General features: G+C 49.2%; 12 protein-coding genes. 3 read left to right on the forward strand and 9 right to left on the reverse strand.

Features of this window, described 5'->3' with window-relative positions:
• Positions 1-2: 2 nt before the first annotated feature.
• The gene (locus AC2UZI_RS01105) at positions 3-1,496 is read right to left on the reverse strand and encodes an AMP nucleosidase (RefSeq protein WP_486941990.1); all 1,494 of its coding nucleotides are present in this window, start codon (positions 1,494-1,496) and stop codon (positions 3-5) included.
• 624 nt (positions 1,497-2,120) lie between these two features.
• Between AC2UZI_RS01105 and AC2UZI_RS01110 the strand changes: the two genes are divergently transcribed.
• Together AC2UZI_RS01110 and AC2UZI_RS01115 are read left to right on the forward strand one after the other, a co-directional pair.
• Positions 2,121-4,283 carry a malate synthase G gene (locus AC2UZI_RS01110; protein ID WP_486941991.1) on the forward strand — a complete coding sequence of 721 codons (2,163 nt, stop codon included), beginning with the start codon at positions 2,121-2,123 and terminating at the stop codon, positions 4,281-4,283.
• A gap of 142 nt (positions 4,284-4,425) precedes the next feature.
• On the forward strand, positions 4,426-5,334 hold the full coding sequence (locus AC2UZI_RS01115; protein ID WP_486941992.1) for an ABC transporter substrate-binding protein: 909 nt from the start codon (positions 4,426-4,428) through the stop codon (positions 5,332-5,334).
• 12 nt (positions 5,335-5,346) lie between these two features.
• Here the strand turns inward: AC2UZI_RS01115 and AC2UZI_RS01120 are convergent, their stop codons facing one another.
• From AC2UZI_RS01120 to AC2UZI_RS01145, 6 genes are all read right to left on the reverse strand, one after another.
• The gene (locus AC2UZI_RS01120; RefSeq protein WP_486941993.1) at positions 5,347-6,537 is read right to left on the reverse strand and encodes an acetylornithine transaminase; all 1,191 of its coding nucleotides are present in this window, start codon (positions 6,535-6,537) and stop codon (positions 5,347-5,349) included.
• A gap of 241 nt (positions 6,538-6,778) precedes the next feature.
• Positions 6,779-7,951, reverse strand: a complete 1,173-nt coding sequence (gene dinB, locus AC2UZI_RS01125; RefSeq protein ID WP_486941994.1) for a DNA polymerase IV — start codon at positions 7,949-7,951, stop codon at positions 6,779-6,781.
• Between the two features lie 59 nt (positions 7,952-8,010).
• Complete coding sequence (locus AC2UZI_RS01130; RefSeq protein ID WP_486941995.1) at positions 8,011-8,811, reverse strand: MetQ/NlpA family ABC transporter substrate-binding protein; 801 nt, start codon at positions 8,809-8,811, stop codon at positions 8,011-8,013.
• A gap of 42 nt (positions 8,812-8,853) precedes the next feature.
• Positions 8,854-9,519: a methionine ABC transporter permease gene (locus AC2UZI_RS01135; RefSeq protein WP_486941996.1), complete on the reverse strand. Its 666-nt coding sequence runs from the start codon at positions 9,517-9,519 to the stop codon at positions 8,854-8,856.
• A gap of 4 nt (positions 9,520-9,523) precedes the next feature.
• Entirely contained in the window at positions 9,524-10,558 is a 1,035-nt protein-coding gene (locus AC2UZI_RS01140) for a methionine ABC transporter ATP-binding protein (RefSeq protein ID WP_486941997.1), read from the reverse strand.
• Between the two features lie 233 nt (positions 10,559-10,791).
• Positions 10,792-11,337, reverse strand: a complete 546-nt coding sequence (locus AC2UZI_RS01145; RefSeq protein ID WP_486941998.1) for an aspartate 1-decarboxylase — start codon at positions 11,335-11,337, stop codon at positions 10,792-10,794.
• A 357-nt stretch (positions 11,338-11,694) separates the two neighbouring features.
• Here AC2UZI_RS01145 and AC2UZI_RS01150 point away from each other — a divergent pair, with 357 nt between their 5' ends.
• Positions 11,695-12,138, forward strand: a complete 444-nt coding sequence (locus tag AC2UZI_RS01150; protein ID WP_486941999.1) for a YtoQ family protein — start codon at positions 11,695-11,697, stop codon at positions 12,136-12,138.
• A 63-nt stretch (positions 12,139-12,201) separates the two neighbouring features.
• Here AC2UZI_RS01150 and hmpA read toward each other — a convergent pair whose 3' ends face one another.
• Entirely contained in the window at positions 12,202-13,404 is a 1,203-nt protein-coding gene (gene hmpA / locus AC2UZI_RS01155) for an NO-inducible flavohemoprotein (protein ID WP_486942000.1), read from the reverse strand.
• A gap of 188 nt (positions 13,405-13,592) precedes the next feature.
• Positions 13,593-14,378 carry a class I SAM-dependent methyltransferase gene (locus AC2UZI_RS01160; RefSeq protein ID WP_486942001.1) on the reverse strand — a complete coding sequence of 262 codons (786 nt, stop codon included), beginning with the start codon at positions 14,376-14,378 and terminating at the stop codon, positions 13,593-13,595.
• Between the last annotated feature and the right edge of the window lie 192 nt (positions 14,379-14,570).

Raw genomic sequence — 14,570 nt, forward strand, 5'->3', positions numbered from 1 at the left:
TTTTACTGAAACGCCGTTTCAATAAAGCTGCGCAACTTACGAGAGTGCAACCGTTCAGCCGGCATCTCGCGCACCATCTCCAGCGCCCGTATACCAATATGTAAATGCTGCCCTACCTGCTTACTGTAAAAAGCATTGGCCATACCGGGCAGCTTCAGCTCGCCATGTAAAGGCTTGTCAGACACACACAGTAAGGTTCCGTAGGGCACACGAAACCGGAAGCCATTGGCCGCAATTGTGGCTGACTCCATATCCAGCGCAATAGCGCGAGACTGCGATAACCGTTGCACGGGCTCGTGATGATCACGTAGTTCCCAGTTACGGTTATCAATGGACGCCACTGTGCCGGTGCGCATGATCTTCTTCAACTCCCAACCTGATAAGCCCGCTACTTCCGCCACGGCCTCTTCCAACGGAACTTGAATTTCAGCCAGCGGAGGAATGGGAACCCAAAGCGGTAAGTCATCATCCAACACATGATCTTGCCGCACATACCCGTGTGCCAACACATAATCACCCAACCGCTGTGTGGTCCGCAAGCCGGCGCAATGACCCAACATAATCCACGCCGAAGGACGCAACACGGCCACGTGATCAGTAATCGTCTTCGCGTTAGACGGCCCTACACCAATATTGATTAAGGTAATGCCGCTGTGGTTACTCCGTACTAAGTGATAAGACGGCATTTGGGGGGTACGTGAAGCCGCCACGCCCTGCGTTTCTCCCCCTTTAAACGTGATCTTATTACCCGGCTCAACCAACGCAGTGTATTCACTGCCCTCTTCTTCCAACTCGCGTAACGCCCATTTGCAAAACTCATCCACATAAAACTGATAATTTGTGAACAGCACAAAGTTCTGAAAATGCTCAGGACGCGTGGCGGTGTAATGTTGTAAGCGGTGTAATGAGTAATCAATACGGGGAGCTGTAAAGGGGGCGAGAGGACGCGCTTCATCTTGCTTCGCGACCCACGTACCGTTCACAATGGCATCGTCCATGTGTTCCAGATCAGGCACATCAAAATGATCCCGTAGCGTATCGCCTGGAGACTCTGGGTACACGCTGGGCACGGAGTAATCATCCCCCAAACAAAAATGTAAAGGTATGGGTTGGCTAGACTCTCCGATTTCTACCGGCACACCATGATTCTTTAGCAGCAAACGAATCTGCTCACGCAAATAATCAAAATACAGTTCAGGTTGCGTAACGGTGGTTGCATACACACCAGGCTCTACGACGTGCCCATACGACAGACGGCTATCCACTTCTTGATGAGTCACCACTTGTATACGTATGGCGGGATAACAAACACGAAAACGCACGTTTGCCGGAAAACCGTCACGCAGACATTTTTTAAATTGCTCGCGAATATAAGTCGTATTGCGCTGATAGATCTCCACAAGGCGCTGCGTTGCGGCGACCTCATCGGTGAACCCCTCGTAAGCAATCGCAGACGGAAGCTGGAGTTGTTGAGTCGAATTTTTAGTTCCAAACATAATTAACGTAGCCACCTGCTTAAGAGCAAAAAACCAGTGTATACGGTGTGTGTGACAAATTGCACAAACAACCACTTGTCCAATAGTAGGACGCTTTGCGTAAAGACCCTATAAAAACTTCTAAATCACGGGTATAGTCTTATACAAGACAGGAAGGTCTTATATAAGACAGATCACCGGTTTCTCGCGGAAACTCAGGCTTTCTAGCGGTACAACCACAACATTATTGGCAAACGATTAGGCGAAGGCTTCCATGAATGTATGGCCTCAACCCTGCAAAAAAACGTTTATTACCCAAAAATGGGGCATTTCTCCAACGCTCAAGCCAATACTTCAAGTACGGAGTGACCTTATTAAAAGTTCACTTCATACTATATCGTACGAACGAACCCCATCCGTTCACCTCTTATCGTGTGATTCATCGCACGTTAACAACGTCAAAAGCGCTACAAACTTTAAGTCTGAATCGTATTCATTCAGTGCTTTCCGTGTACGGCATATCGCTGCCTTCAGGCAGCCTATTCCAACCCAAGACTCTGCTTTGATATTCGAACCTTCTGAACACCATCGCGCAAACTCTCAGCGCGCCGTATTAACATTCACTACTATGGGCAATGGTAATTTATGACTAAACGTATTTCATGCGAGCGACTTCAAGTTGCTGAAGCACTTCATCAATTTGTTGAAAACGAAGCAATTCCAGGTACTGGCGTTGACTCCAAAACCTTTTGGGCTGGCGTTGACAAACTGATTCACGACTTAGCACCGCGTAACCGCGAGTTGTTAGCTGAACGTGATCGTTTGCAAGCCGAGCTGGATACCTGGCACACCGCTAATCCCGGTCCCATTAAAGACATGGAAGCCTACAAAAGCTTCTTAAAAAGCATCAACTACCTGCGTGACGAACCCGCTGCCGTTAGCGTAAACACCGCGAACGTCGACACTGAAATCACCCAACAAGCTGGTCCACAGCTGGTTGTACCGATCATGAACGCTCGTTACGCTCTGAACGCCGCTAACGCACGCTGGGGTAGCTTGTACAACGCCCTGTACGGAACTGATGCCATTTCCGACGAAGGCGGTGCAGCAGCAGGTAAAGAGTACAACCCTGCACGCGGTGCCAAAGTAATCGCGTTCGCACGCAAATTCCTCGACGACAGCATCCCACTGAACAACGGTTCACACGCTGACTCCACCCAGTACGCCATTGTTAACGGTGCATTGGAAGTTAGCTTGAAAGACGGCAGCAAAGCCACACTGGCCGATGCCTCAACCTTGTTGGGCTACCGTGGCGATGCCGCTTCCCCCGAAGCAATCGTATTCGTTCACAACGGTCTGCACTTCGAAATCCAAATCGATCGCGAAGACACGGTTGGTAAAACCGACGCTGCAGGTGTTAAAGACATTCTGCTCGAGTCCGCACTGACCACAATCATGGATTGTGAAGACTCCGTCGCCGCCGTCGATGCTGACGACAAAGTACTGGCCTACCGCACATGGTTGGGTCTGACCAAAGGTGATCTTACCGAAGAAATCACCAAAAACGGTCGCTCCTTCACACGTAAACTGAACGAAGACCGTCAATACACCGACCTGCAAGGCAACGCCAAAACCTTGGCTGCTCGCTCATTGATGTTCGTGCGTAACGTTGGTCACTTGATGACTAACCCAGCTATTCTTGACGAAGCTGGCAACGAAATCCCTGAAGGCATCATGGACGCCGTATTTACCGTACTGGTTTCCATGCGCGACCTTGAGTTGAAGAAAAACTCACGCACTGGCTCCATCTACATCGTGAAGCCAAAAATGCACGGTCCTGACGAAGTAGCCTTCGCTAACGAGTTGTTCACACGCGTTGAAGACATCCTCGGTTTGCCACGCAACACCGTAAAACTGGGTGTAATGGACGAAGAGCGCCGCACCAGTGCTAACCTGAAAGCGTGTATCGCTGAAGCAAAAGACCGCGTTGTGTTCATCAACACCGGTTTCTTAGACCGCACTGGCGACGAAATGCACACCAGCATGCGCGCAGGCCCCATGGTTCGCAAAGGCGATATGAAAAACACCAAGTGGCTGCCTGCTTACGAGCACAACAACGTCCAGTCCGGCCTAGAGTGCGGTCTGCGTGGTCGCGCACAAATCGGTAAAGGTATGTGGGCCATGCCCGACCTGATGGCTGCAATGCTTGAGCAGAAAATTGGTCACCTGAAAGCGGGTGGTAACACTGCTTGGGTACCTTCCCCAACTGCCGCAACACTGCACGCGTTGCACTACCACCAAGTAGATGTACAAGCCATTCAGCAAAGCATGGAAGGCCAAAAAGTAGAAACACTGGACGACCTGCTTACTATACCTGTGGCCGAAAATCCAAACTGGTCCGAGCAAGAAATCCGCGAAGAACTGGACAACAACGTTCAGGGTATTCTGGGTTACGTTGTGCGCTGGGTAGACCAAGGTATTGGTGTGTCCAAAGTTCTGGACATCCACAACATTGGTTTAATGGAAGACCGCGCTACGCTGCGTATCTCCAGCCAACACATTGCTAACTGGCTGCTGCACGATGTGATCACTTTAGAACAAGTGGACGAAACCTTGAAGCGCATGGCAGCAATTGTTGACGAACAAAACGCGGGTGATGCTAACTACCGCAAGATGACCGGCAACTTCGAAAACTCTAAGGCTTTCCAAGCTGCTCGCGATCTGATCGTGAAAGGCGTAGAACAGCCTAGCGGTTACACAGAGCCCCTGTTGCACCACTGGCGCCAAGTGCTTAAAGCAGAAGCCTAAGGCTAAAGCTTGCCGTTGCTGATTTTGATGTATCGATAACATCAGCAACGACTAAACGCTCGTTATATATAGCTGCTACGGTTACGTAGCAGCTATTTTTTTGTCTATCATTGGGCTTCAACACACGATTCGAGACACAACAATGACTACATTTCGTATCGCAGCAACCGGGCACAGTATTAACTACCTCCCCGAATACATCGCCAAAGAACTCGGTTTTTTTGCGCAAGAGTCGCTACACCTTGATGTGGTGGTACACAGTCCGTGGGAACAGGTTTTAGCCGAGATTAATACCCATCGTGCACAGGCTGTACTGGGGGGCATCTGGGTTCCCGCCATGTATCACAACCGCGGTAGAAAGCTGGTTTCCTTTGCACAAATTTCGGCCCGTTGTCCCTTGGTCATCGTTGGCCGCAACGCCGAAACGTTCGCCTTCGACGCATTGCGCGGCAAAACCGTTCTGATAGCTGGTAGTAGCGGTGCCAGTGCAGGCCTCTTTCTCTCGCTGTTACTCAGCGAACACCACATTTCTACGAGCGACATCAAGCTGGTACAAAATTTACCGGAAGCCATGCTAGCAGAGCTATTCAACAAGGGGATGGGCGATTACATGCTCACCGACCCCATTACTGCGGCGACGATGGCTAAACGCAGCGAAACGTATGTGGTCTCATCATTAGCGAAAACAGGCGGTTCCATACCCTGGAGCGTGTATTACACCGAGACGGGTACTGCGGGAGACAACACCGATGCCCAAGTCCGCTTCGTACGCTCACTAAACCGTGGAGTCGACTGGCTGATGAACGCCTCGGCCCATTCATTGCGCCCACTGTTAGCGCGTTTATTTCCGACGCTGGATATCGCCGTCGCGCTTGACGTCGTCGACCACTTTAAAAAGTGGGGCATGTGGCACAGCACCCACATTGAAAAAGCGGCCTACGATCGCTGGCAAAAGGGGTTGGTCCAAGGGCATTTGATTGATGCCCCTGTTAGCTACCATGAACTGGTTAACGAACGCATTGCTGACAACGCAACACTAGACCCTATCTAGTTAAGTCAACGCTTAGCTGCGAACCTGTGTGATCACCGCATCCACTTCGCTCAGTGCTAAATCAATCTCGTCAGCCGTCACGTTTAACGCAGGCATAAAGCGCAATAGTTCAGGCCGAGGAGCATTGAGCAATAAACCCTGTGGGTCACGATTCCGAGCTGCCTCTACGATAGCAGGGCCGTCATGTTGATCTAACTTCAGCGCGCGTAACAAACCCAAACCGCGCTCGCCTTTCATGCCCCATTTTTTACTTAACGCCAACAAGCCTGTGGACAACTGTTCAGCGCGCTCATTCACGGACTCAAAAAAGCCCGGTGCTTGCAACGTCTCAAAAATAGCCACACCAGCCGCGGTGGTGACTGGGTTTCCACTGTACGTTCCACCCTGCTCGCCGTGTGCGAACACCGATGCCGCTTCAGTCGCGCACAAGGCTGCCAGTGGCATACCGCCCCCTATCCCTTTGCCTAGCGTCATAATATCGGGCTTAATATCAAAGTGCTCATAGGCGAACATTTTGCCTGTGCGGCCAATACCGGTTTGCACCTCGTCCACAATCAATAACAAATTGTGCTCATGCGTTAAGGCGCGCAGTTGACTCATAAACTCCTGAGTTGCGGGCATCACGCCAGCCTCACCCTGCACAGGCTCAAGCATCACCGCTACGGTTTGATCATCAATCAGCGCACGCACCGATTCAATGTTGTTTAATTCGGCTTTAGGAAAACCATCCACTTGGGGGGCAAACATGGTATCCCAACCTTTTTTACCTGACGCCGACATGGTCGCTATGGTACGACCATGAAACCCCTCTTGGAAACAAATGATTTTATAAGCACCGTCACGGTGTACGCGCCCCCATTTGCGCGCTAACTTAATCGCCCCTTCGTTGGCTTCCGCCCCGCTATTGGCGAAGAACACACGATCAAAACAGGAAGCACCCGTGATTAACTGAGCCAACTTCATCGCAGGCGCGTTATAAAAACCGGGGGATGGGTTCAAAACCTGTTGGGCTTGGGCACAAATCGCATCCACAACCACCTGAGGGCTATGCCCCAACGCATTAACCGCCCAGCCTTGAATCATGTCCAAATAGCGTTTGCCGTTGTGATCTTCAAGCCAAGAACCTTGGCCTCGAGTAAAAACCAGCTCCGGGCGAGTGGTGATATCCATAAGCGCATTAGCACCGGACCGATTAAATTCCATAACGGCAACCTATAGGTAAAAAATGAATTCGAGAAGTGATTATATAAGCCGCACTACGTTCGCGGCATACAACATGTCATTACCCTTGTATTTACGGTAGTAAAACAAAGGAAGAACAATAAAGGGGATGATCAAGCCTTTAGCCTGTCAGACTATTAATTTAACGCTAAATCATATAAATGCAAGCGCAAACGCAGAAGTCCCCGTCTTAGGCTCCCCGCAAGCCGAATAAACGCAACACTTAACGAAAATCGTCATACAACGTTAACTGTTTTGGGGCACTGTCCAATGGCGCGCAATCCGTTTCGCTCAGTAAATTACTTGCCTTGACACCAAAAAGACGAATCGACGGGTTATCAAAGGGAACTCGGCGTAGACTCAATCCAGCGGCACGGTGTATATCGGCAGCCAGCACGACGGGCACGTCTACCCTACCGTCTCGCGTGACCGTAGAAAAGTCGTTAAACCGTATTTTCACGCCAATGGTCTGTGCTCGCACAGCCTTACGACGTAAGTCAGCTTCCAATTGCGCACACAAACGTAAAAACAAGACCGACAGCGCTTCGCGATCTTGTCGTACGTGCATATTGCGCTCGAAGGTGGTTTCTCTGCTGATGGACTTAGGCTGAGGGCTAAGCTCTAAGGGACGGTCATCAATACCCTGTGCGACTTGCGTTAACCAATGAGCATAACTACGCCCAAAATGCTCTTGCAACAACGCTGGGGAGGCTTTTGCTAAATCACCCACCTGAGCAATGCCCAGATTACGTAGTTTTTCGTAAGCCTTCGGCCCCACCCCATTGATCTTATTCACCGCTAAGGGCCAAATCACCTTAGGCACATCTTCCATCGACAAAAGGGTAATGCCATTGGGTTTGTTTAAATCTGATGCGATTTTTGACAGTAGCTTATTAGGCGTAATGCCAATAGAGCAATATAGACCCGTCGCTTCAAAAACAAGCGATTTTAAGCGTTGCGCTAAGGTTTCAGTATCGTCATTCAAGTGAGACAGATCGATGTAAATCTCATCGATGCCCCGATTCTCAATGCGGTCTGATACTTGGGATACGGCCGCTTTAAAAAGACGAGAATAATGCCGATAAGCATCAAAATCGGCGGGTAGTAAATAGGCATTGGGGGCTAACTCAGCGGCTTTCATTAACCCCATTGCCGAGAAAACACCCAGCGCACGCGCTTCGTATGTCGAGGTAGTGACCACCCCGCGCCCTGCATAAGCCCCTAACCTTGCATAACGACGTGTTCCGTCAGCCAACGTAACTGGGGCCGTTGTGCTGCGCCCACCGATGACAACGGCCTCACCTTTTAGCTCTGGATAACGCAATAACTCGACAGAGGCATAAAAAGCGTCCATATCCAAATGAGCAATACGGCGCGTTGACATTGAACAACTCATGGTAGAACCCTGTAAGGCTAGTTTTCGCTACGCTAGCCTAACAGGTATAGCAATGACAACTACCAAGCAGAAACGATAGAACCTTTAAACTCTTCATCGATAAACTGCTTAATCACATCGGAATGGTAGGCGTTAACCAAGCGCTTAACCCATTCTTCATCTTTATCTTCGGTGCGTACAACAATAATATTGGCATACGGGCTATTAGGATCTTCAAGTACCAACGCATCATCACGCGGTATCAATCCGGCTTCCATTGCAAAGTTGGTGTTAACGGCAGCAAAGTCCACGTCATCAAGCGAACGGGGCAACTGTGCGGCGTCTAACTCAGCAATGTTGAGCTTCTTAGGGTTCTCAACCACATCTAACGGTGTCGCCGTCAAGCCAACGCCATCACGAAGCGTTAATAGGCCTGCTGTTTCCAATAACATCAACGCACGTCCACCATTCGTGGGGTCATTCGGAATCGCTACACGAGCGCCCTCTTTGACCTCGTCCAGATCAGTTATCTTTTTAGAATACAAGCCCATCGGATAAATAACTGTCGGTGCAATGTTGCTCAATTTGTAGCCACGATCATTCATTTGCACTTCCAAATAAGGAAAGTGCTGATAGCTATTGGCATCCAAATCGCCACTGGCTAAGGCCACATTGGGTTGGACGTAATCGCTGAACTCGATAACCTTAATTTCTAAACCATCTTCGGCGGCTACTTTCTTCACTTGCTCCATGATTTGGGCATGTGGTCCACCTGTAACACCGATAGTGATGCTGTTCTTCTCTGCTTGAGCAGCTCCGCTTAATAGCATCAGGGAAGCCCCAATGCACAGAAACCAACGCTGAGTAAAAGCCAATTTCATAATCTATGCCTCAAAAAGAATGTAACGCAGCAAACCTTGTTGTTAACGGCGACTAACGCGACGAACCAACCAGTCCCCGAAGAACTGGATGAACTGTACAAAAAATATCAGAATGAGCACGACTGCCAGCATGACTTCTGGCAAGAAACGCTGGTATCCATAACGAATACCTAAATCACCCAATCCACCACCACCTACCGCTCCGGCCATGGCCGAATAACTGACCAGACTTACAAAGGTCACCGTAAGCCCCGCAATAATTCCGGGAAGGGCTTCAGGCAGTAAAAACTTAAAAACAATTTGTCGGGTTGTGGCTCCCATCGCTTGTGCCGCTTCAATTAAGCCGCGATCGACTTCACGCAAGGCATTTTCCATAAGCCTCGCCACAAACGGAGCTGCAGCAATCGCTAAAGGCACAATCGCAGCGGCCGTACCGATGGAGGTTCCCACCACAAAACGGGTGAAAGGAATGACGGCAACCAGCAAAATAATAAAGGGGACAGAACGCACCGCATTCACCACCACCCCGATAGACTGATTCATCGCCAGATTCTGCAAAATACCGCCTTTACTGGTTAAGTAAAGCAGCACCCCCAAGGGCAAGCCTATGGCACTTCCTATTCCCCACGACACCGTCACCATATAAAGCGTCTGGTTAAACGAGGTCAAAAACAAATCAAGCATTTGAGGTGTAAAAACAGAGGTCATCGCTTTAGCCTTCGTAAGAGAGTTCTTCGACGACCACACCGCGGTCACTTAAATACTTAACGGCGTCCACCACTTTCGTAGGTTCCCCACCAACCAGCACCGCCAACGAACCAAAGGCATGGCCTTGCAGCTCATCGATTTGACCGTGCAAAATATTAAAATCTAAATCATAGCGTCGAATGGCTTCCGAGATTAAGGGCTGATCCACGCTAGTATCACTGAAGGCAAAGCGATACAAACGATGCTTGCCCACCTCCATTTTGGCGCGTATACGATCACGCACACCGGAAGGCAGCTCTTGCGCAATAATGTCGCCAATCATGGCGCGGGTCACGCTATGTTGGGGGCGTAAAAACACATCCAACACTCGGCCCTGCTCAACCACCTTCCCAGCTTCTAATACGGTGACGCGATCGCAAATTTGCTTAATCACTTCCATTTGATGCGTAATCAGCACCACGGTTAAGCCCAACTCTTTATTGATGCGCTTCAGTAAATCTAAAATAGAACGTGTGGTTTCTGGATCAAGAGCCGAAGTGGCCTCATCAGATAACAACACCTTAGGTTCGCTCGCTAAAGCGCGGGCAATCCCTACGCGCTGCTTCTGTCCGCCACTTATCTGCGCAGGATAACGATCTTTTTGATGACTTAAACCCACCAAATCCAGCAATGCCAATACGCGTTTACTGATCTCGGCCTTCGATACACCAGCCAGCTCTAGGGGTAAGGCAACATTGTCGTAAACCGTGCGTGACGAGAGCAAGTTGAAATGCTGAAAAATCATACCGATTTCTCGGCGTGCCGCGCGTAGCTCATCGGCGGATAATGACGTCAGTTCACGACCTGCAACATGCACAGACCCAGCGGTGGGCCTATTAAGCAAATTGATCACGCGCACTAAGGTACTTTTCCCTGCGCCGCTGCGACCGATGATGCCGAAAATTTCTCCGGCGTTCACGGATATACTGACATCGTCCAGTGCATTGACCGGCCCGTCCGCTCCTTCAAAACGCTGGGAGATGTTGCGTAACTCTATCATTCAATGAAAAAAGCAGCGAATTCACTCCGCTGCCTCCAATATTATTCCCTTCAGTGGAAAACACTGTGGCTATTGCTAGGCTTCACAGCGCATTAAATAGCCGTAAGTTATATTATGGCGCAGCTTTATTCGTTTCATACGAAGCAATAACGATTTGAATATAACAACAAGCTATATGGTAGTGGAAAATGCTAGGTATCAGCATTTAACCTGAGGCGTTAAACCCTACCGTTTTACTCAGTAAACTCGCTTAGATGACAAGACAGCACATCAGCAATGGCGCGATCATCTAAACCACGGTCTCGTAAGTCTTTACTTAAGGCATCCACGTTTACGCGGCCTAACACCCGATCAGTACCGGCCATTTGCGCTTCACGCACGATCTTAAAGTCAAATTCACGCTCAGGGGTTTTGTTCACCTCGTAGCGCATAACTTCATCAATGTGATTACCCGGCTTAAACGTCAACACCACAGGGCGTAGCTGATAAATATCGGGGGTGTCGATGTATTCCGTTGCACAAATAATAATTTGGTCGCCACGCTGACACGTACGAGCCGCAGCGCCATTTAACACACAGCACCTTGAGCCCGGCTCTCCGTAAATGACATACGTAGAAATACGCGCACCACTATCTTTATTCCAGATCTCCACGAACTCCATTGGCAAAATGCCAGCTTTTTCGCAAATTTCAGGATCTAAGGTAATAGAACCGTGATAGTTTAAATCGGCACCGGTAATCGTAATGCCATGCAGCTTCGCACGGACAACTTTTTTCATTGCTGAAATCTCTCAATAATAAGACTCAGGAGTCTATAGATACAGTGGCATGACAAAAATTCAGGACGCCAAAGGCTAAGTATAAGTAGATGAAAAGCGCGTTATTGCAGCGCAGCAGAAACTTAGGCCTCGTTATTTTATCCCTAAAAGCGCCCTGTTGTGTGCTAATGCATTAATAAATATCAATAATGTCCGTCCAGCAGTCGATGTTTTACGTCGTATCCTGCTACCAAATGGACAAATACTGCTCATAACTTTATCGCCCGAGTACAAAATGCTAACCTGATATCTTTTATATCGACAGAAGATGAAATGCTGCAAAACCAGCACGCACATCTTCAAGCTTTCGGAGCTAACATGAGTTTTAACGTGTACCTTTCTGGCGAGATTCACACCGACTGGCGCGAACAAATCGAACGCGGTGCTAAAGAGGCTGGCTTGGACGTTACGTTTACTGCCCCTGTTACCGATCACGACGCAAGCGATGCTGCCGGTGATCATTTAGGGCCAGAAAGCAATCATCAATTCTGGCGTGATCATAAATCATCCAAAGTTAACGCCATCCGTACCAAAACTCTTATCGAAAAAAGCGACCTCGTGGTGGTACGCTTTGGTGATAAGTACAAACAATGGAATGCCGCTTTCGACGCTGGCTTCTGTGCGGCCTTAGGAAAACCCTACATTACCTTGCACGCTGAAGATATCGTGCATCCGCTTAAAGAAGTAGATGCCAACGCCCTAGCGTGGGCCACCACACCGGAACAAGTGGTAGAAACGTTGGAATACGTGCTTCAAGCTTAATTATAGGCACGTTCGCCCGCAAGAACAGAAAACGCCGCTTATATAAAAAAGCGGCGTTTCTTATTAGGCTTCTAGTTCAGCTAACCCACCTGTGCTAAATAGTTCCATATGAATTTGCGACTTTTCTATGCCCAAGTTATTCAGTGACTCGTATTGTGCTTTCATAAAGCCCAGCGGCCCACACAAGTAGTAATCTGCATCTTTAGGCAATAAGCTTTCATCCAGCTCTGACAAGTCCAGTCGTCCAACACGATCAACGTGCAAGGCACTGTCTTCGCTTTGTTCACATGCTAAATAGGTTTTTAATTGTGGCAGTTTAGGCTGCAAATCTTCTAACAAGCTGCGCATCGCCAACACTTGGTCATTCTGACATGCGTGAATAAAGGATATGGCTTGCGTACTTCCTTGCTCGGCCAACTCGCCCAACATCGAAACCATTGGCGTTAAACCCACGCCCGCATTAATAAACACGTTGGTTTTTTCTTTATTCTTCAACACAAAATTACCGTTCGGGTTCGACAACTCTACCGTATCACCCACCTTCACGGTTTCATGCAACACATTCGACACTGAAAACTCAGTCTTCGCTTCGCGCTTCACCGAAATACGGTATTCGTTAGCAGTGTAGTGGCTCGACAAGGTATATTGACGTGGCTGCTTATGACCCAGCTCTGGCATCAAAACACGAATCGACACAAACTGGCCCGACTCGTACTTGGGAATTTGCCCACCATCTTTAGGCTTCAAGTAAAAAGAGCTAATAACGCTGCTCTCATCTACTTTTCTTACCACTTCAAACTCGCGCCAGCCATTCCAACCCCCAGTTTGCTCAAGCTGCGCCGCATAGTTGGCTTTCTCTGCCCCAATCAAAATATCCGCCAGTTGTTGGTACGCAATGCCCCACGCCTGAATCAACTCGCTGTCCATCGGCACATCTAGCACTTCACTGATTGAATGCAACAGGTTCGATCCCACAATGTCATACTGGTCAGGCTGAATATTTAAGCTGACGTGCTTCGACACAATCAAACCAACACTATCACCCAGCTTCTCTAGCTGATTAATGTTCTCAGCATAGGCCAACACTGCATTCGCTAAGGCCTTAGCTTGCCCCCCGCTAGCCTGATGCCCCAGATTAAACACTTCTTTCAACTCTGGATTGCGGTCCAGCATACGCTTGTAAAAATACGTGGTTAACGCAACGCCATGTTCACGCAAAGCTGGCACTGTCCCTTGAATTAACGCTAATTGAGCCTCTGACAACATGTGACGACACCTTAAACATACATTTAAAATACATGTTATATAGCGTGCTAAAAAAGCGGTCAACATTACACTGACTCGGCGTGTGACTATAGGACTAACCCTTAGAGGTTGTTGTATTGGCCACCGGGGCCTCGAACGAAAGCAACGAGCCTTTTGATGCGATGCTGATGTCCGCAGCGGGCGAATGCTTAGTCTGGCTGACTGCCGCCGTTCATAGACACGGCTACCACAGCTTCTGAGCCTTCCAAGATCGACAGCAGCTGGTTTTTTTCGAAATTTAGGGTGTAAGTCTTGGGCGTGGCTGCTTTATCTTCCTGGATAATGAGCTCCAGATGACCGCCGCAGAGCTTGGCGCTTTTCAAATCCACGGCTTCGCCTGCCAGCCAAGCCTTGCCCGAGACCCGCTGGTATTTTTGCTTAAGCTCGACCTGCACCCTTAGGCCGTCTAAGCCGTCCCATTGCCAAGTGCCCGCCACCTGCGCCGGCACAATCCATTTGTAGAGACTGATGCCACCAAGCCTCAGCCGTTCATCGGCTTTCCAATCGCCCATATCAAAGGCATGCGAAATAATCCGAGTGCCGGACTTTAGCTCTTCGAGCAGTCGAGGCTTAAGCTGCGCGTTAACCGAATCCAGCAAGTAGAGGGTAATGACGGTGGCGGCGCTGAAATCGGCGGTAAAAATGTCTTCTTCGACGAAATTAACCAGATGTTCCACGCGGGCATGCCCAGCATCTTCCATAGCGTCGGCGATACGCATCGGATCCAGCTCAATGCCGATACCACGTGTTCCCCGATTTTGCGCGGCGGTGATGAGAATTCTGCCATCGCCCGAGCCCAAATCGTACAGCAAATCCTTGGAGCCCACATTGCCTAAATTCAGCATCGCCTCGATAACATTCTCGTCACTGGGTACGAATGGCACATCCAAGAACAGATGGGACTCTATAGAATAACCGTCAAGATCGTTAATCAAGTCTCTGAACAATGATTGTCCCTACAAGAATAAGTTTAAGAGGCTGCTCCCGACTGGCAACAAAGGCTTCGAGTATCCCCCATCGTAGCCTAAAATGTTTGAGAGCCATAAGTTTCTCGACGTATGGCTCTCAACTCAAGCCGTTGCCCCTGAATGGGGTGCCAGCAATATAAAAAGGCCCTACCTAAACTG

The sequence above is a fragment of the Paenalcaligenes sp. DL 463 genome, from assembly GCF_057475185.1.